The organism is Microbacterium sp. 71-23, assembly GCF_001897265.1.
In the GTDB taxonomy this organism is placed as follows: Bacteria; Actinomycetota; Actinomycetes; order Actinomycetales; family Microbacteriaceae; genus Microbacterium; species Microbacterium ginsengisoli.
The window spans coordinates 140,549-158,074 of record NZ_MKSL01000035.1; the positions used below are offsets into that span (position 1 = coordinate 140,549).

The window sequence follows — 17,526 nt, forward strand, 5'->3', positions numbered from 1 at the left end:
CGCGGGTCAGTCCTTCTTCGCGCGGCTGGGCTGCACGCGCGGCGGCTCGCCGGGCATCTTGGGGAACTCGGGCGGGAACGGGAGCTCGCCGAGCCCGGCCTCGAGGTCGCGCTGCCACCAGTCGAGAAGCACGTCGATGCGACCCGGCGCGGCCGCGAACCCTTCCCAGGGGTCGCCGACCGCGGCGAGGCGCTCGGGCACACTGCGCACGGTGAACGCGTGCGGGTCGAGACCGTCGAGCTCGTCCCACCGCAGCGGCGTCGACACCGTCGCGGCCGCCGTCGCGCGCGGGCTGTACGCCCCCGCCATCGTGCGGTCGCGGTTGGCCTGGTTGAAGTCGACGAAGATGCGCTGCCCGCGCTCTTCCTTCCACCACGCTGTCGTCACCTGGTCGGGGAGCCGTCGTTCCAGCTCGCGCGCCACCGCGATGACGGCGTGGCGCACATCCAGGAACTCATGCGTCGGCTCGATGGGACAGAAGACATGGATGCCGCGGTTCCCGCTCGTCTTCAGCCACGCCGTCAACCCGGCGTCCGCGAGCAGGTCGCCCAGCACGGGCGCGACGGCCGCGGCCTCGCGGAAGCCGGTGCCGGGCTGCGGGTCGAGGTCGATGCGCAGCTCGACGGGGAGGTCGGGCGCCGCGGCGAGCGAGGCCCACGGGTGGAAGACGACGGTGTTCATCTGCGCCGCCCAGACGGCGACCGCGGGCTCGGTGAGCACGAGCTGCGGGTGCACCCGTCCGCTCGGGTAGGTGACGTCGACCGCTTCCACGTACGCGGGGGCGCCCTTGGGCGGATTCTTGGAGAAGAAGCTGTCGCCGTCGATGCCGCCGGGAAACCGCTCGAGCGACACCGGGCGCTGCCCGTTCGCCTCAAGGAAAGGCCCCGCCACGGCGATGAGATATTCGGCGAGCTCCCGCTTGGTGATGCCCGATTCCGCCCAGATGACGCGGCCGGGGCTCGACAGCGAGATCTCCCGATCGCCGTGGGGCCCCGGGACGATGAGGGTCAGTCTGTCGCCGGCCATGGCCTCACCTTAGGGCGCATAGCGCGGGAGCGCCGGGACCTTAGGGCGCATCGAGCGCGAGTACGGGGGCGAGGTCGGTGCGGGTGAGGGAGATCCACGGTCCGGCCGGATCCACGATGACTCCGGTGATGCCGTCGTCACTGCGCAGCGCGGCGCCGAGCTGCGGGCCCGTGATCTGCACGGGCTCGTCGCCGCGGCCGAGCGCGATGAGCTCGAGCGGGTGCGAGAACACCTCGATGTAGCGGGTGCCGTCTTCGGTGTGCACCTCCGCGATGCCCATGTCGCCCGACTCGGTGGTGCGGGCGGCGAGCCACAGGGGCGCGCTGACGAGCACACCGGCGACGGCGGCGGGGGTGGCGGCATCCCGAGCACCGAGCAGCAGGGTCTTGACGGCGAGCTCGGGGTCGAGGTCGACCAGCGCACGCTCGAGCAGCTGCCGCGGCAGGATCGCGGAATGCGGAGTGGAGGCATGGTCGATCGCGATGCCCGCGAAGTCATCGGTGAGCACCTCGTTCAGCACCTCGATCGCGGGCTTCGAGACGGCGGATGTGTCGGTGTCGCCGTCGGCATTCACGGCGTCTCGCAGCGCCTCGCCGCCTGAGAAGACGAGCGCGAACCGCTCGTCGCCGCGGGTCGCGATCGACAGCGGCAACTCCTTGCCCGCGTCGACGAGGGCGCGGGCGTCGCCCTTGACCCGCAGGTAGAGGTGCCCCTGCAGCAGCTGACGGGCGACGTTCATGAGCTGGGGCGCCGGCGCGTCGGCGACCAGGGCGGCGAGCGCCGCCTTGAGCAGCACGTTGTCGGGCATGCCGGGCACGGCCTCGGTGACGGCGGGCATCTCGGGCGAGGGCAGCGTGAAGGGTGCCGGCGCCGGAACGGCGGCCGGCGCGGCGCCCGGCGCGCCGAACGTGGAGATCGAGATCGACACTTCGGGAACGGCGTCGGCGATGGAGGCGGCTTCGGCGGCCGCGGTGATGTCGCCCTCACCGGAAGCGGTGCCGTCGGTGGTGTTGCCGGCAGCTGTGCCGAGAGCCGATGCGGCGGCGGTCTCGCCCGTCGGCGCGGGGGCCGCGGCATCCGTCGATTCGGAAGCGGCGTTCGGCGCGGGGCGTCGGGAGAAGAGGGCCATGGGCACAGCCTACGTCGGGGCTCGGACGGGCCCTATCGGTGGTGTGGACAGTTGTGGGCGCGGCGGCCGACGGCCGGTGAACGCGTCAGATCTTCTCGATGGGCGCGATCTTGACGAGCAGCCTCTTGGCCGCCCCGGAGTCGAAGCGCACGTGCGCGATGCGCTTCGCGCCCTCACCGGTGACCGCGTCGACGCGTCCCTCGCCGAAGTCGTCGTGACGGATGCGGTCGCCCGCCGCGAGCTCCATGTCGCCGTTGTCACGCACTTTCGCGGGCACCTTGTTCGCGAAGCGGTCGAGCGAGGTGGACTTCGGCAGGAGCGCGGGGGTTTCGTTGCGGAATCCGCCGCGGGAGCCCGAGCCGCCGCCGAACCGGGGCGGAGCCTGGCGCACGAGGTCGGCGGGCGATTGGCGCCAGTCGACGAGGTCGGCGGGGATCTCCTGCAGGAAGCGGCTCGGCACGGCGGAGGCGATCTCGCCGAACTGCGCGCGGGTCATGGCGAGGGAGAGGTAGAGGCGCTTGCGCGCGCGGGTGACGCCGACGTAGAAGAGGCGGCGCTCTTCGGCGGGGCCGCCGGGCTCGCCGGCTGAGATGCGGTGCGGCAGCAGGTCTTCCTCGACGCCGGTGATGAAGACGGCGTCGTACTCGAGACCCTTGGCGGTGTGCAGGGTCATGAGCGAGACCGAGCCGGAGGCGTCGTCGAGGTCGTCGGCGTCGGAGACGAGGGCGACCTCGGCGAGGAAGTCGATGACGGTGCCGTCGGGGTTGTTGCGCGCGAACTCGCGGGCGACGGCGACGAACTCGTCGAGGTTCTCGACGCGCGCTTCGTCTTGCGGGTCGCGGCTCATGCGCAGCGCGTCGAGGTAGCCGCTGCGTCCCAGCAGCAGCGAGAGCCCGTCGGCGACGGCGGTGGGCGGGGCCACTTCGCCGCTGGCGGGCAGCATGATCTCGGATGCCGCACCCAGCACGCCGTGCAGATGGGTGATGGCGGTCTGCAGCTTGGGGCCCACGCCGAGGTCGCCGGCGTGGCCGAGTGCCTCGCGGAAGGTGATGCCGCGATCGGCGGCGAAGCGGCTGATGGTCTCGATGGAGACGTCGCCGATGCCGCGCTTGGGCTTGTTGACGATGCGGCGCAGCGCCATCTCGTCGGCCGGGTTGGCGACGGCGGTGAGGTAGGCGAGGGCGTCCTTGATCTCGGCGCGCTCGTAGAACTTGGTGCCGCCCATGATCTTGTAGGGAACGGCGGCGCGGATGAGGATCTCTTCGAGCGCACGCGACTGGGCGTTGGTGCGGTAGAAGACGGCGACCTGGGAGTAGTCGACACCGCGGCGGTGGATGGCCTCGATCTCGTCCGCGACGAACTGGGCCTCGTCATGCTGCGAGTAGCCGGTGTATCCGACGATGCGCTCACCGGCGCCGGAGTCGGTCCAGAGGTTCTTCGCCTTGCGGTCGAAGTTGTGGCCGATGACCGCGTTGGCGGCGGAGAGGATGTTCTGCGTCGACCGGTAGTTCTGCTCGAGCAGCACGACGCGGGCGCCGGGGAAGTCGCGTTCGAACTCGCTGATGTTGCGGATGTCGGCGCCTCGGAACGCGTAGATCGACTGGTCGGAGTCGCCCACGACCGTCAGCGACGCGCCCTCGAGCTCGGGCGCGTGCTCGGGTTCGAAGATCATCATGCCGCCACTGGAATACGCCTCGGCGGCGCCGACGACGGGGCGGGTGAGCTCGTGGATGAGTGCGTACTGGGCGGCGTTGGTGTCCTGGTACTCGTCGACGAGTATGTGCCGGAACCGCTTGCGGTAGGCGTCGGCGACCGCCGGGAACGCGCGGAAGAGGTAAACGGTCTGCGCGATCAGGTCGTCGAAGTCGAAGGCGTTTGCCCGCTGCAGCGCGCGCTCGTAGTCGCCGAAGAGCTCGGAGAAGAGGCGTTCGGCGGGGTCGGAGAAGTTGGCCTGGCGGGCGAAAGCCGCGGCATCCGTCAGTTCGTTCTTGAGGCGGGAGATGCGGCCCTGCACGCCCGCGGGGCTGAGTCCGAAGCGCTCGGCCTCGCGGTCTTTCACGAGGCGCTTGATGAGCGCGCGGGAGTCGCCGGAGTCGTAGATCGTGAACGACGAGGTGAAGCCGAAGTTCTCGGCCTCGCGCCGCAGGATGCGCACGCACGCCGAGTGGAAGGTCGAGATCCACATGCCGCGGGCGCTCTCGCCGACCAGCTGGCCGACGCGTTCGCGCATCTCGCCGGCGGCCTTGTTCGTGAACGTGATCGCGAGGATCTGACTCGGCCACGCCTCGCGGCGACGCAGCAGCGACGCGATGCGGTGCGTGAGCACGCGGGTCTTGCCCGACCCTGCCCCCGCCACGATCAGCAGCGCCGGTCCGCGGTAGGTCACGGCCTCGCGCTGCGGGGGATTGAGCCCGTCGAGCAGGTCGTCGTCGACGCCGCCGGTGCCGCCGGGAACGACGACGGGAACGGATGACTCGACCATGGGCTCCCAGTTTAGAGGGGGAGGCGGACACGCGATCCGGTCACGCAGGGTCATCGTCGGCAATAGTGCGAGACACGCCTTCCGGATGTCGCGGCCCCGGGTTAGCGTGAGGTCATCGCGGCGATCCGGGCGGTCCCGGGCACCGGCTCATACCCGGTCGTGTTGCGGGTTCGACTCCCGCCGTCGCGTCCACGTCGTCATGCACTTTGCGCTTTCCGCGTATCGGTGGTCGACACTCCCCGCTAGCCCCGCGCGAACCCCACCCCGAGGTCCGCGTGGTCGACGAACACACCATCGATCCCGCTCCCCCAGATCTCGCTCCACTCACCGCGCCAGTCGCCGAACGCCGCGTCGCCGCCGCGCCGGAACCGCTCCGACAGGAACGCGTTCTCGGGCCGCGCGGTCCAGGTGAACACGGCGAGGCCGCGGGCGTGTGCGTCGGCGACGACGCGACGGCGCGCGGGGTCGAGCAGCAGCGCCTTGTCGACGCTGATGCCGTCGACCTGACCGGCGAGCGCGTCGAGACCGTCGGGCGTCAGCTGCGACGCGTAGGTGGCGGCATCCTCACCGTCGGCGGCGATGAGATCGGCGGCGGCGCCCTCTGCCTCGACGAGGTACACGTACGACGCGGCGACACCCCGTTGCTGCAGCGCCGTGAGCACCCCCTGCTCGAACGACTCGATGACGACCGGGCCGGAGAACCCCGCCGCGGCGAGATCGCGGGCGACGAGCGCCGCGAGGTCCCACCCGCGCGCGGCGAAGTGGGCGGCGTGCTTGACCTCGATCACGATGCCGACCTCGCGACCGACACGATCGGATGCCGCGGCCACCAGCGCGAGCAGATCAGGCAGCCGCAGCATCGGCTCGGCGCCGTCGAACCGCGCCGACGCCTCGCGCAGCGCGGGGATCCTCTCCCGGCACCGCAGCGTCGCCAGCTCCGCCCACGTGAAGTCATCGGTGAACCAGCCGTCGAGCTCGATCCCGTCGATCACCCGCCGGGTGCGGCGGTCGGCGAACTCAGGGCGGGTGGCGACATCCGTCGTCTCACCGATCTCGGCGTCGTGACGCACCACGAGCACGCCGTCGCGCGAGACCACCACGTCGGGCTCGACCGCGTCGACGCCCGACTCGATCGCGAGCAGGTACGACGAGCGGGTGTGCTCGGGGCGATAGCCGGGGGCGCCGCGGTGCCCGATGATGATCGGCCCGCCCTCGGGGGTGCGGTCGAAGGCGGCGAGCAGGCGTTCCCGGGGTGACACGCGCTCAGGGTACTCGTCGCACGTGTCGCGCGAGCGCTCAAAGCGCACTCACAGGGTCTCCCTTCGACCCGCGAGATTCCGGGCGTTATCGTGGAAGTGCGGCACCGTGCCGCCACCTGACATTGGAGTGTGATCCGGCGATGGCCTCGTCCAACCCCGCGTTCAACAACCCCGCCTTCCAAGACCAGAGCGCCGTGCGCGCTCGCGGCGGACAGCCCGCCGGCGGCGTGGGTCTGACCCCGCCCCCCGCGACGACGGATGCCGCGACCACTGCGCACCTCGAGGGCGTCTACGCCTCCCCGTCCGCCGACGCGGTCGCGACCGGGCGCATGACGATCGAAGACACCGTCCTCAAGACGCTCTCGCTCTTCGCGATCCTGCTGGTCGCCGCCGTCGCCGGCTGGATCTGGACGATGGCCCCCGTCACCGCCGCGAACCCGGCGCCCTCGATGGCCCCGTGGCTCATCGGCGCGATCGGCGGCTTCATCCTCTCGATGGTCGTCATCTTCACCTCGCGCAAGAAGGTACGTCCGGCGCTGATCTTCGCCTACGCGGCGTTCGAGGGTCTGTTCGTCGGCGGCATCTCGGCCTACTTCGAGTTCATCTGGCCCGGCATCGTGCTGCAGGCGACCCTCGCCACCCTCGCGGTGGTCGGCGTCACCCTGGCGCTGTTCGCGAGCGGCAAGATCCGCGCCTCGGCCCGCGCCACCAAGATCTTCCTGATCGCGATGGTCGGCTACCTGGTCTTCTCGCTGTTGAACGTGCTGCTGATGGCGTTCGGCGTGCTGAACTCCTCGAACGGCGGCGGCTTCGGACTGCTCTCGAGCGTGCACATCGCGGGCATCCCGCTCGGCCTCATCATCGGTGTGTTCGTCGTGATCCTCGCGGCCTACTCGCTCGTGCTCGACTTCGACTCCATCCAGCAGGGTGTGCGCAACGGCGCCCCCCGCCAGTTCGGATGGCTCGGCGGCTTCGGCATCTTGGTCACGGTCGTCTGGCTCTACCTCGAGATCCTGCGCATGCTCGCGATCCTGCGCGGCAACAACTGACGCGAGTCTCCACGAAGGGGTCGTCCTACGGGACGGCCCCTTCGTCATGTCCGGATGCCGCGCCGCGTCGCCTCTCCGCCGGCCTCGGCGTGAGCCCGCGGTGGCCTCGGCCCGCCCAGCCGTCACGCTGCCTCGGCGTCAGCCCGCGGCACGCTCCAGCGCGTGCCGCACGACGTCCGCCCAGCGCGGCATGACCGCCTCGGGCGTGTAGTCCGCCGCGACCTCACGCCCGCGCGCGGCCAGCGCGGCACGACGCGCGGGGTCGCGCAGCAGCGACGCGACGGCCTCACCGAGAGCCGCGGCATCCGCATCGTCGACGAGCACCCCGGCGCCCGTGCCGAGCAGCTCCCGCGGCCCGTACCGCACGTCGTAGCTGACCACCGGGCAGCCGTGTCCGAGGGCCTCGAGAGCCGCGAGCCCCTGCCCCTCGAACGCCGTTGCCTGCACGAGCAGCGCGGCCCGCTCGAGCACCGCACCGGGTTCGGTCGTCGCACCGTGGAAGACGACGGATGCCCCGTGCCCGAGCTCGTGCGCGAGCGCCTCGAGCTCGGCGCGCAGCGGGCCGTCGCCCACGACGTCGAGCACCGCGCCCGGCACCGTCTCGCGCACGATCATCCAGGCGCGCAGGATGTCGGCGACCCGCTTGCCGGGCGCCAGCCGCCCGAGCACGACGACGTGGTCGCTGGCGCGGTCGGCGTCGGAGGCATCCGCCACGGGCACGGCGTTCGGCACCACCGCGTCGCCCGGCCGCGACCCGAACCGGGCCGTCACATCGGCGAGCTGGCGGGCTGTCGGCCAGACCACGGCGGCGAAGCGCGGGGCGACGGCGAGCCAGCGCCGCCACAGCGCGTTGACCGGGGCGTCGGCGTCGTAGGGCGGCTCGAGATGGGCGGTGTGCACCGTGTGCACGAGCGCGACACCCGCCGGCAGCCGGTCGACCAGCAGCTCGCCGAGCTGCCGGGACTCGCACACCAGCACGACGGGCAGCCCGTCAGCGGCTCGCACGCCGGCGACGACATGGGCGATCCACGCCGCGTACAGCGCGCCGAACCCGTCGACGATGCCGGCGCCCGGCACCACGATGGGCGCGGTGCTCAGGTGCCAGTCCGGGTCGTGCACGACGGGCAGCTCGGCGACGACGGCGCCGTCGGGGGCCGTCACCGCCCGGTACTCGAGCACGTCGTCGCGTTCACCGGGGCGTGCCGCGGCGCGCAGCCACGCGGCATCCGCCACGACATCGTCGAACAGGTTGCGGAACAGATCCGCGGATGCCGCATCCCCCCGCGCCACGAACGTCGCCCGCTGCGCGGCGTGGTCGGCCACCGCGCCGGGATCGACGGTGAGCAGCAGCGGCGGCCGCGCACCGGCGGCCGCGAACTGCCGGGCCCGGGCGAGCGTCGCCACCGTGTACCCGCCGTCGAGCCCGGGGATCAGGCGCGACGACAGCACGAGGTAGTGCGCGTCGGGGAACTCGGCCACGGCTCAGCCCGCGGCGGTCAGCCGGAACACGGGGAACCCGGGCGCGATCTCCGCCAGTTGCGCGTCGGTGGCGTTCTTGTCGACGCCCTCGAAGAACCGGCCGACCTCCCAGCCCCACGCCCGCAGGTACTCCCGCAGGACGGGGGTCTTGTCGGCGTCGACGACCTCGCTCGCCGTGAACGGCTCGACCCGCCGGCCGTGACGCAGCTCGCCGGTGCCGGCGACCCGCAGGTTGCGCACCCACTGCGCCTCGCCGCGCGGCGCGACGAGGTAGCGCTCACCGCCGACGCGCAGCGGGTTCACGGGGGTCGTGCGCCACTCGCCCGACGAGCGCCCGCGCACCGCGAGCACGCGGGAGCCCGCGAGCGGCAGCCCGATGCGCGTGAAGAAGCCGACGGTGCGATTGAAGACCTCGTCCGACGCGGTCGGCTTCACATAGCGCACGAGCCCACTCCCCTTCAGCCGCCGACGCGTCGGGCGGCCACACGGCGCACGCCCGCAGGCGCGCGCCTCACTCCCACTCGATGGTCCCCGGCGGCTTCGACGTCACGTCGAGCACGACGCGGTTCACGTCGCGCACCTCGTTGGTGATGCGGTTCGAGATGCGGCTGAGCACGTCGTACGGCAGACGCGTCCAGTCGGCGGTCATCGCGTCCTCGCTCGAGACGGGTCGCAGCACGATCGGGTGGCCGTAGGTGCGGCCGTCGCCCTGCACGCCCACCGAGCGCACGTCGGCGAGCAGCACCACCGGGCACTGCCAGATCTCGCCGTCGAGGCCCGCGCGCGTGAGCTCCTCGCGAGCGATCGCGTCGGCGTCCCGCAGGATCTCCAGACGCTCGCGCGTCACCGACCCGACGATGCGGATGCCGAGCCCGGGGCCCGGGAACGGTTGACGACCGACGATGACCTCGGGCAGTCCCAGCTCGCGGCCGATCGCGCGCACCTCGTCCTTGAAGAGGGTGCGCAACGGCTCGACCAGCTCGAACTCGAGGTCGTCGGGAAGCCCGCCCACGTTGTGGTGGCTCTTGATGTTCGCGGTGCCGGTGCCGCCGCCCGACTCGACCACGTCGGGGTAGAGCGTGCCCTGCACGAGGAACTTCACCGGCTCGCCCGACGACTCGGCCTCGGCGACGAGCGCCGCCGCGGCCTGCTCGAAGGTGCGGATGAACTCGCGCCCGATGATCTTCCGCTTCTGCTCGGGGTCGCTCACGCCGTCGAGCGCCGCGAGGAACGTATCGGCCGCGTCGACCGTCACGAGCCGCACGCCGGTCGCCGCGACGTAGTCGGTCTCGACCTGCTCGCGCTCGTTCTTGCGCAGGAGGCCGTGGTCGACGAACACGCACACGAGCTGCTCGCCGACGGCGCGCTGCACGAGCGCCGCCGCCACGGCCGAGTCGACACCGCCCGACAGGCCGCAGATCACGCGGGCCGAGCCCACCTGGGCGCGGATCTTCTCGACCTGCTCGGCGATGACGTTTCCGCTGTTCCAGTCGGCGGGGAGGCCCGCCGCGGTGTGCAGGAAGTTCTCGATGACCCGCTGGCCGTAGTCGGAGTGCTTGACCTCGGGATGCCACTGCACACCGTAGAAGCGGCGCTCGTCGCTGCCGAACGCGGCCACCGGCGTCGCCGACGTCGAGGCGAGCACCGTGAAGCCCTCGGGGGCGCGGGAGACCTGGTCGCCGTGACTCATCCACACGTTCTGTTCGACCGGCTGACCGGCCAGCAGCACGCCGCCGTCACCCGTGACCGCGGCATCCGTCGCGCCGTACTCGCGCAGTCCCGTGTTCGCGACCTCGCCGCCGAGCGCCTGAGCCATCACCTGGAAGCCGTAGCAGATGCCGAGCGTCGGCACCCCGAGGTCGAACACGCCCGCGTCGAGGCTCGGCGCCCCCGGCTCGTACACCGACGACGGGCCGCCCGACAGGATGATGCCGACCGGGTTCTTCGCCGCGATCTCGGCCGCCGACTCGGTGTGCGGCACGATCTCGCTGTAGACCCCGGCCTCCCGCACGCGGCGGGCGATGAGCTGGGCGTACTGGGCGCCGAAGTCGACGACCAGCACGGGGCGCTGGTCGGTGGTGGTCGAGTCGGTCACACGGTGCCTTCCGGAAGGGGCGAGGATGCGTCGGCGGCGGCCTTCTTCGCGGCGGCGGCGTCTTCGCGGGCGACGAGATAGTGCTTCACATCACGGGCGACGATGGCCTCCATGATGAACGAGAGGAACGGCACCACACCGCCCGCGGCGAGCATGAGGAAGCGCCAGAACGGCCACCGCATGAGGCTCCACACGCGGAAGCAGCTGAAGAGATAGACGACGTAGAACCAGCCATGGGCGATGAGGATGCCCAGCGACAGGTTGAGTCCGGTGCCGGTCGACTTTCCGAAGGCGTCGAGCGGCTGGAAGGAGAGGAAGCCGGCGTTGCCGCCGGCGAACAGCTCGAGGCCGAATCCGTACTTGATGATCATCTCGGTCACCAGCAGCAGCAGCATCACACCGGTGATGGCCGAGCAGACCTGGTAGAACACGAGCGAGCCGCGGATGGCCGGGAACGAGGCGAGCTTGGGTCCGGCGGGCATGAGCCCATCCTACCCGGGCGGGATCAGGCCTCCGCGGGCAGCTCGTCGTCGTCTTCGCCGCCGCCGGTGAGCTCCTCGACCTCGCGCTCCCAGGCATCCTTCGCGAGGCGGTACCAGAGGTAGAACGCGAAGCCGGCGAAGATCGCCCACTCGGCGGCGTAGAAGATGTTGAGCCAGTTCACCGAGGTGCCGCTGTCGACGGCGGGCGAGTGGATGGCATCCAGCCCCGCCGACGGCGTCTGGGCCGTGATGTAGGCGCGATACACGTTCAGGCCCGCGATGTCGTGCCAGCGCCCGAGCAGGGCCGCCGGCGACATACGGCTCAGCTCGAACGGGTCGCTCTTGGTCGCCGAGACGACCGGTCCCTCGTCCGCGATCACGCGCCCGGTGACATCGACGCGCGCCGTCGGATCGGCGGTCGCCTGGGCGTTGAGAGCGGATGCCGCGGCATCCGCCTGATCCTTCGACGTCGTGAAGCCGAGTGCCACCGCGACCGACGTGGGCTGGGCGACGTCGGCGATGCGGAGCTGCCCGGAGACCCAGTAGCCCTCGGTCTGGTCGTTCAGCCGCGAGGTGATGACGATGAAGTCATCCGGCACGTACGAGCCCGATACCTCGACGCGCTGACCCGCGAGCGGGTCGGGCAGGGCGATGCCCGGCTTCGTCACATCGGCGAGGGGCTGCACCTGCTCGCTCGCGCCCGGTGCGACGGGGCTGGTCGACAGGGCCCGTCCGAGCTGCCACTGCCCGAGCCACGCGAACACGCCCGCCACGACGAGGCACAGCAGGAGCATCGCGATCCACCGCGGGCGCAGCATGACCTCCCGCAGCGTCGGCGGGAAGACCTGCGGCGCATCGGCCTCGGCGGACGGGGTGACGGGTGCGCTCATCAGCTGCCGTACGGCGCGACCACGACCTCGACGCGCTGGAACTCCTTGAGGTCGGAGTAGCCGGTGGTCGCCATGGACTTCCGGAGCGCTCCGATGAGGTTCGTGGTGCCGTCGGCGACCGAGGCCGGGCCGTAGAGGATCTCCTCGAGGGTGCCGACCTGCGCGACCTTCACGCGGTGGCCGCGCGGGAGCTTCGGGTGGTGCGCCTCGGGTCCCCAGTGGAAGCCGAGCCCCGGGGCATCCGTCGCGCGCGCCAGCGCGACCCCGAGCATGACCGCGTCGGCGCCCATCGCGAGCGCCTTGACGATGTCGCCCGAGGTGCCGACACCGCCGTCGGCGATGACGTGCACGTAGCGGCCGCCCGACTCGTCGAGGTAGTCGCGACGGGCGGCGGCCACGTCGGAGACCGCGGTCGCCATGGGCGCGTGGATTCCCAGGGTCGCCCGGGTGGTGGATGCCGCGCCGCCGCCGAAGCCGACGAGCACGCCGGCCGCGCCCGTGCGCATGAGGTGCAGGGCCGCTGTGTAGGTCGCGGCGCCGCCGACGATGACGGGCACGTCGAGGTCGTAGATGAACTTTTTGAGGTTCAGCGGCTCGGCGACGCTCGAGACGTGCTCGGCCGAGACCGTCGTGCCGCGGATGACGAAGAGGTCGACGCCGGCCGCGACCACGGTCTCGTAGAGGTCCTGCGTGCGCTGCGGGGTGAGGGCTCCGGCGACCGTGACGCCGGCCGCCCGAATCTCGGCCAGGCGCGCGCTCACGAGCTCGGGCTTGATGGGCTCGGAGTAGAGCTCCTGCATGCGGCGGGTGGCGTCGCACTCGTCGAGCGCCGCGATCTCGGCCAGCAGCGGCTCCGGGTCGTCGTAGCGCGTCCACAGACCTTCGAGGTCGAGCACGCCCAGCCCGCCGAGCTGTCCGAGCATGATCGCCGTGCGGGGGCTGACCACCGAGTCCATCGGGGCGCCGAGCACCGGCACCGTGAAGGGGAAGGCGTCGATCGTCCAGGCGGTCGAGACATCCTCAGGGTTGCGGGTGCGCCGCGACGGCACCACCGCAATGTCGTCGAAGGTGTAGGCGCGACGCGCACGCTTGGAGCGACCCAGCTCGATGTCCATGCTCACCCCCACAGCCTACCGGCGACGCCCGCGAGCGCCGATGCCGGTGCGCGCGCTGTCGCCGGGCAGAACGGATGCCGCGGCCACCTCGGCCGCGACGGCATCGACGAAGACGCGGGCCGCACGGCTCGCACCGGGGCGCACCGCGATCAGCAGGCGCCACTCGATGCGCTCGTCGAGCGGGCGCAGGGCGAACCCCGCGCCGCGCGGCGCGTCGGGGACGAGGTAGCGCGGCATGGCGGCGACGCCGAGCCCGGCCGCCACGAACTCGGGGATCTGCGCGACGTCTCCCACCTCGACGATCGTGCGACGCGCGAGACCGCGGGCGGCGAGCGCGGCGTCGAAGACCGACCGCTGGCCGAACCCTGCGGGCGAGTCGACGAAGTCCTCCTCGGCGAGGCGCGCGAGCGGCACAGTGCGGGACGCGGCGAGGGGGTGGTCGGCGGGCAGCACGGCGACGAACTCGGACGCGATGAGGCAGGCCCGGTCGGCCACAGCCTCGGTCGGCTCGGCGCCGAGGAAGGCGACGTCGATGCGCCCTGCGGCGAGGTCGGCTCCGAGACCGGCGGAACCGGTCGCCGACGGCGAGAGGTGCAGCTGCACGCCGGGGTGTCGGGCGCGGAACGTGCCGAGCACGCGGGGCAGCGCCCCACGTACGAGCACGTTGGTGAGGATTCCGATGCGGAGCGTCCCGCGCAGCTCGCCGTCGTCGGCGACCTCGTCGCGCAGCAGCGCCCACTCGTCGAGCAGGCGGCGGGCGCGCGGCAGGGCGACCTCGCCCGCCGGGGTCAGCGCGACCCGATGGGTGTCCCGCTCGAACAGGCTCGCGCCGACCTCGCGTTCGAGGGCGCGCACTCCCGCCGACACCGTCGACTGCGCGGCGAACAGACGTGCCGCCGCCCGACCGAACCCGCCCTCGTCGACGACGGTGACGAAGTACTCGAGCTGACGCAGGTCCATGGCGGGAGCCTAGCGCCGTCATCGTTCAGAACGATCGCCCTCATCGGGAACGTTCGTTTCCATCGATGTCCGATCGCGGTCACACTGGAGTCATGACCACGACCGCCGACATCCCCGTCATCCGCCTGCGCACGCCCGGCGTCTCGCACCGCACCGGGTTCTGGGTCGTGGCGCTCGGGTTCCTCGCGACGATGGCCTTCACGACCATCCCCACCCCGATCTACGCGTTCTACGCACGCGCCGACGGCTTCCCGACCTGGGTCGTGACCGTCATCTTCGCCGCCTACGCCGTGGGCGTCCTCGCCGCCCTCTTCCTCGTCGGGCACATCTCCGACTGGGTGGGACGGCGCCGGATGCTGCTCCTCGGCGTCGCGCTGCAGCTCGTCGCCGCGGGACTCTTCCTCGTCTTCCCGCACGTGGCGGGCCTGATCATCGCCCGCGTGGTGTCGGGCTTCGGGATCGGCGCGATCACCGCGACGGCCTCGGCCCACCTCGTCGAGCTCGACGCGGCCGCCCGGCCCGGCGCCGGCCCCGTGCGGGCCACGACCGTCGCCACGGTGCTCAACACCGGCGGCCTGGCGCTCGGCCCGCTCATCTCAGGTGCCCTGGTCACCTGGCTTCCGGGCCCGACCGTGACGCCCTACCTGCTCTTCGCCGGCCTCCTCGCGCTCGCCGTGCTCGGCATCGCGCTCGTGCCCGAGACCGTGGTGCGCCAGAGGGAGCGTCCCGCGTACCGCCCGCAGCGGGTCGCCGTGCCGCCGGAGGGACGCCGCGACTACACGGCCGCCGCCATCGCGGGCTTCGCCGGCTTCTCGGTGTTCGGGCTGTTCACCTCGCTCGCCCCCGTCGTGATGACCCAGGTCATGCACGAGCCCGCGCCGCTCGCGGGGGGAGCCGTGACCTTCGCGGTGCTCGCGGCATCCGCTCTCGCCCAGCTGGTGTTCGGACGCCTGTGCGCGCTGCGTCAGCTGGTGCTCGCCCTCGTGCTCGTCGTCGCCGGGCTCGCCGCCCTCGCGGTCGGCGTGCTCACTGCGACACTCGCGGTCTTCGCGGTCGGCGGCGTCGCCGCGGGCGCGGGCGTCGGACTCGTGTTCCGCGCCTCGATGATGACGGCGGGGCGCCTCGCCGCCCCGGAGCGCCGCGGGGAGGCGCTCGCAGGCATGTTCCTGGCGTCGTACCTCGGACTCGCGGTGCCCGTGCTCGCGATCGGCGCCGCGCTCGTCTTCGCCCCGATGACCGCGGTGCTCGTCGTGTTCGCCGCGGCCGTCGCGGTGCTCGTCGTGGTCGCCGCGCTGCCGCTCGTGCGGCGCGCCGCTCAGGCCTGAGCGGCGCCGGTCACCAGGCGTCGTCGACGCGCGGCGCGAGTCCGAGCACCCGGGCCTTGTCGGCCGGGAAGCACGCGTCGAACAGCTCGGTCACCCGCGAGTCCACGTCGTAGTCGTCGGCGAGGCGCATGCCGATCATCGTGTTGATGAGCATGCCGTGCGCGAGGAATCCCTGCGCCTGCTCGGCGGTGAACCCGAGGGAGCGCAGGTACTCCCACACCTGGGCGAAGCCGTCGCGGGCGACCGGGCCGATGACCGGATGGGCACCCAGGAGGAAGGCGTGCGTCAGGGTCTGGTGCAGACCTCGCGTCTCGAGCAGGTCGATGTAGGCGCGGCCGAGCCGGTGCTCGAGCGTGTCGTCGGTCGCCTCGGCCGCCGCCCGGAACCCCGCCAGGAGCTGGTCGAGCGCCGCCGTACAGGCGGCGACGAACAGATTCTCCTTGCTGCCGAACAGGCGCACGACATAGGGCTGAGAGACGGATGCCGCGCGCGCGACGTCGTCGGTCGTGGCACCGACGTACCCCTTGGCGCCGAACACGGCGAGCGCCGCGACGACGATCTGCGAGCGCCGCTCCTCAGAGCTCAGGCGCCGTTCGGGCTCGTCTGTGGGGGTCACGCTTGACAGGTTATCAGTCGATTACTACAGTCGGCCATGTCAAAGTAATCATTCGATTACAAACACGCGTTGCCTTGCCGGGTCGCGCGTCGATACAGACACCCTCGCTCCGCATCCCGCCACTCCTCCTCCGACCAGAAAGGCCGCACCATGAGCCTCGCCACCGCCGCGCGCCGCCGCCCCGCCGCACTCGTCATCGCCGCGGCATCCCTGCCCATGTTCATGGCGACCCTCGACAACCTCGTCATGACCAACGCCCTGCCGGTGCTGCACAAGGACCTCGGCGCCAGCGTCGAGCAGCTGCAGTGGTTCGTGAACGCGTACACCCTCGCATTCGCCTCGACGATCCTGCTGGCCTCCGCGCTCGGCGACCGCTACGGCCGTCGCACCGTCTTCACGATCGGCATCGCGGTGTTCGGCATCGGCTCGATCTTCGCCGCCCTCTCGCAGGACCCCGGTCAGCTCATCGCCGCGCGAGCCCTGCAGGGATTCGGCGGCGCGGGCGTCATGCCGCTCTCGCTCGCCCTCATCACCGGCGGCGTCGCCGATCGGCTGCGCCCGCTCGCGATCGGCATCTGGGGCGGGATCGCCGGCCTCGGCGTCGCGGTCGGCCCGCTCGTCGGCGGGGCGGTCATCGAGGGCTGGAACTGGCAGACGATCTTCTGGATCAACATCCCCGTCGCCGTCATCGCCCTGCCGCTCGCGATCTGGGCACTGCCGAACCAGCGCGGCGCCCGCGCCCGCATCGACGTCGTGGGCACCGTGCTCGCCGGCGCCGGGGTTCTCGCCCTCGTGCACGCCATCGTGCGTGGCAACGACGACGGCTGGTCGACGTTCTCCGTCATCGGCGAGATCGTGCTCGGCTCGCTGCTGGTGATCGCCTTCCTGGTGTGGCAGTGGCGCTCGCGCAGCCCGCTCGTGCCGCTGCGACTGTTCCGCGACCGCTCGTTCTCACTCACCAACGCGGTCGGCTTCGCGTTCAGCTTCGGCACGTTCGGGTCGATCTTCATCCTCATCCAGTACATGCAGGTCGTGCGCGGCTCGACCCCGCTGGAGGCGGCCGTGCAGACCACGCCGTGGACGCTCGCCCCGATGGTCGTCGCACCCCTGGCCGGGCTCATCGCCCCGCGGGTCGGCACCCGCATCCTGCTCGTCACCGGACTCGCAGCGCAAGGCATCGCCCTCGGCTGGCTCGCGCTGATGATCTCCACCACGACGCCCTACATCGACATGGTCGCGCCGTTCGTGCTCGCCGGCGTCGGCATGGGGCTCGTGTTCGCGCCGTCGGCGACAGCTCTGCTGTCGACACTCGGCATCGCCGACCACGCCAAGGCGTCGGGCGTCAACTCCACAGTGCGCGAGATCGGCGTCGCCCTCGGCACCGCCGTCATGACGGCGATCTTCGTCGGCGCCGGAGGTCAGCTGCGCCCGGACATGTATGTGGATGCCGCGCGCCCCGCTGTCCTCACCGGGGCGGCCGTGCTGCTGGTCACCGCCGTGCTCGCCCTGTTCCTGCCCGCCGGCCGCGGCACGCCGGCGACGGCCGCGGACAGCGAACGGGAACTCGCGCACGCGGCGTGAACCGCGGCATCCAGCCCCTCATCGAGGCGCCGGACGAC

15 protein-coding genes and 1 tRNA gene are annotated in these 17,526 nt (G+C 71.9%); 4 read left to right on the top strand and 12 right to left on the bottom strand.

Annotated elements, in window-relative coordinates; translation table 11 throughout:
- Window positions 1-6: 6 nt before the first annotated feature.
- The 3 genes from ligD to BGO15_RS11280 all read right to left on the bottom strand — a co-directional run bounded on the left by ligD (window position 7) and on the right by BGO15_RS11280 (window position 4,637).
- On the bottom strand, window positions 7-1,026 hold the full coding sequence (ligD, locus tag BGO15_RS11270; RefSeq protein WP_056206009.1) for a non-homologous end-joining DNA ligase: 1,020 nt from the start codon (window positions 1,024-1,026) through the stop codon (window positions 7-9).
- Between the two features lie 40 nt (window positions 1,027-1,066).
- Window positions 1,067-2,155 (bottom strand): SseB family protein, encoded by a 1,089-nt coding sequence (locus BGO15_RS11275; RefSeq protein WP_056518717.1) that lies wholly within the window; start codon window positions 2,153-2,155, stop codon window positions 1,067-1,069.
- 85 nt (window positions 2,156-2,240) lie between these two features.
- Complete coding sequence (locus BGO15_RS11280; protein ID WP_056206011.1) at window positions 2,241-4,637, bottom strand: ATP-dependent helicase; 2,397 nt, start codon at window positions 4,635-4,637, stop codon at window positions 2,241-2,243.
- Window positions 4,638-4,753: 116 nt separating this feature from the next.
- Between BGO15_RS11280 and BGO15_RS11285 the strand changes: the two genes are divergently transcribed.
- A tRNA-Met gene (locus BGO15_RS11285) sits at window positions 4,754-4,829 on the top strand.
- A gap of 50 nt (window positions 4,830-4,879) precedes the next feature.
- On the opposite strand, the gene BGO15_RS11290 is transcribed toward BGO15_RS11285, so the two are convergent.
- The gene (locus BGO15_RS11290) at window positions 4,880-5,896 is read right to left on the bottom strand and encodes a glycerophosphodiester phosphodiesterase family protein (RefSeq protein ID WP_235557372.1); all 1,017 of its coding nucleotides are present in this window, start codon (window positions 5,894-5,896) and stop codon (window positions 4,880-4,882) included.
- A gap of 140 nt (window positions 5,897-6,036) precedes the next feature.
- On the opposite strand from BGO15_RS11290, the gene BGO15_RS11295 reads away from it, so the two are divergent.
- Window positions 6,037-6,945, top strand: a complete 909-nt coding sequence (locus BGO15_RS11295; protein WP_056518715.1) for a Bax inhibitor-1/YccA family protein — start codon at window positions 6,037-6,039, stop codon at window positions 6,943-6,945.
- 138 nt (window positions 6,946-7,083) lie between these two features.
- Here BGO15_RS11295 and BGO15_RS11300 read toward each other — a convergent pair whose 3' ends face one another.
- The 7 genes from BGO15_RS11300 to BGO15_RS11330 form a co-directional block, all read right to left on the bottom strand.
- Window positions 7,084-8,424: a glycosyltransferase gene (locus tag BGO15_RS11300; protein ID WP_056206015.1), complete on the bottom strand. Its 1,341-nt coding sequence runs from the start codon at window positions 8,422-8,424 to the stop codon at window positions 7,084-7,086.
- Between the two features lie 3 nt (window positions 8,425-8,427).
- Window positions 8,428-8,868 (bottom strand): nitroreductase/quinone reductase family protein, encoded by a 441-nt coding sequence (locus BGO15_RS11305; protein WP_200930808.1) that lies wholly within the window; start codon window positions 8,866-8,868, stop codon window positions 8,428-8,430.
- A gap of 67 nt (window positions 8,869-8,935) precedes the next feature.
- Window positions 8,936-10,519, bottom strand: a complete 1,584-nt coding sequence (guaA, locus tag BGO15_RS11310; protein ID WP_056206020.1) for a glutamine-hydrolyzing GMP synthase — start codon at window positions 10,517-10,519, stop codon at window positions 8,936-8,938.
- On the bottom strand, window positions 10,516-11,001 hold the full coding sequence (locus BGO15_RS11315; protein ID WP_045246629.1) for a DUF3817 domain-containing protein: 486 nt from the start codon (window positions 10,999-11,001) through the stop codon (window positions 10,516-10,518). The genes guaA and BGO15_RS11315 overlap by 4 nt, the downstream gene beginning before the upstream one ends.
- Before the next feature lie 23 nt (window positions 11,002-11,024).
- Complete coding sequence (locus BGO15_RS11320) at window positions 11,025-11,891, bottom strand: SURF1 family protein (protein ID WP_056206022.1); 867 nt, start codon at window positions 11,889-11,891, stop codon at window positions 11,025-11,027.
- Entirely contained in the window at window positions 11,891-13,006 is a 1,116-nt protein-coding gene (locus tag BGO15_RS11325) for a GuaB3 family IMP dehydrogenase-related protein (RefSeq protein WP_056206024.1), read from the bottom strand. The genes BGO15_RS11320 and BGO15_RS11325 overlap by 1 nt, the downstream gene beginning before the upstream one ends.
- A gap of 15 nt (window positions 13,007-13,021) precedes the next feature.
- The gene (locus BGO15_RS11330) at window positions 13,022-13,966 is read right to left on the bottom strand and encodes a LysR family transcriptional regulator (RefSeq protein ID WP_045246627.1); all 945 of its coding nucleotides are present in this window, start codon (window positions 13,964-13,966) and stop codon (window positions 13,022-13,024) included.
- A 92-nt stretch (window positions 13,967-14,058) separates the two neighbouring features.
- On the opposite strand from BGO15_RS11330, the gene BGO15_RS11335 reads away from it, so the two are divergent.
- Window positions 14,059-15,291 carry an MFS transporter gene (locus BGO15_RS11335; protein ID WP_056206026.1) on the top strand — a complete coding sequence of 411 codons (1,233 nt, stop codon included), beginning with the start codon at window positions 14,059-14,061 and terminating at the stop codon, window positions 15,289-15,291.
- Window positions 15,292-15,301: 10 nt separating this feature from the next.
- On the opposite strand, the gene BGO15_RS11340 is transcribed toward BGO15_RS11335, so the two are convergent.
- Entirely contained in the window at window positions 15,302-15,907 is a 606-nt protein-coding gene (locus tag BGO15_RS11340) for a TetR/AcrR family transcriptional regulator (protein ID WP_082482951.1), read from the bottom strand.
- 150 nt (window positions 15,908-16,057) lie between these two features.
- Between BGO15_RS11340 and BGO15_RS11345 the strand changes: the two genes are divergently transcribed.
- Complete coding sequence (locus BGO15_RS11345) at window positions 16,058-17,488, top strand: MFS transporter (RefSeq protein WP_056518713.1); 1,431 nt, start codon at window positions 16,058-16,060, stop codon at window positions 17,486-17,488.
- Window positions 17,489-17,526 lie beyond the last annotated feature (38 nt).

What these genes read in the sequence shown, in the direction of transcription:
- BGO15_RS11275 (WP_056518717.1), bottom strand. Translation starts at nt 2,155, where the DNA reads ATGGCCCTCTTCTCCCGACGCCCCGCGCCGAACGCCGCTTCCGAATCG.
- ligD (WP_056206009.1), bottom strand. Translation starts at nt 1,026, where the DNA reads ATGGCCGGCGACAGACTGACCCTCATCGTCCCGGGGCCCCACGGCGAT.
- BGO15_RS11330 (WP_045246627.1), bottom strand. Translation starts at nt 13,966, where the DNA reads ATGGACCTGCGTCAGCTCGAGTACTTCGTCACCGTCGTCGACGAGGGC.
- BGO15_RS11335 (WP_056206026.1), top strand. Translation starts at nt 14,059, where the DNA reads ATGACCACGACCGCCGACATCCCCGTCATCCGCCTGCGCACGCCCGGC.
- BGO15_RS11320 (WP_056206022.1), bottom strand. Translation starts at nt 11,891, where the DNA reads ATGAGCGCACCCGTCACCCCGTCCGCCGAGGCCGATGCGCCGCAGGTC.
- BGO15_RS11315 (WP_045246629.1), bottom strand. Translation starts at nt 11,001, where the DNA reads ATGCCCGCCGGACCCAAGCTCGCCTCGTTCCCGGCCATCCGCGGCTCG.
- BGO15_RS11325 (WP_056206024.1), bottom strand. Translation starts at nt 13,006, where the DNA reads ATGGACATCGAGCTGGGTCGCTCCAAGCGTGCGCGTCGCGCCTACACC.
- BGO15_RS11280 (WP_056206011.1), bottom strand. Translation starts at nt 4,637, where the DNA reads ATGGTCGAGTCATCCGTTCCCGTCGTCGTTCCCGGCGGCACCGGCGGC.
- BGO15_RS11345 (WP_056518713.1), top strand. Translation starts at nt 16,058, where the DNA reads ATGAGCCTCGCCACCGCCGCGCGCCGCCGCCCCGCCGCACTCGTCATC.
- BGO15_RS11295 (WP_056518715.1), top strand. Translation starts at nt 6,037, where the DNA reads ATGGCCTCGTCCAACCCCGCGTTCAACAACCCCGCCTTCCAAGACCAG.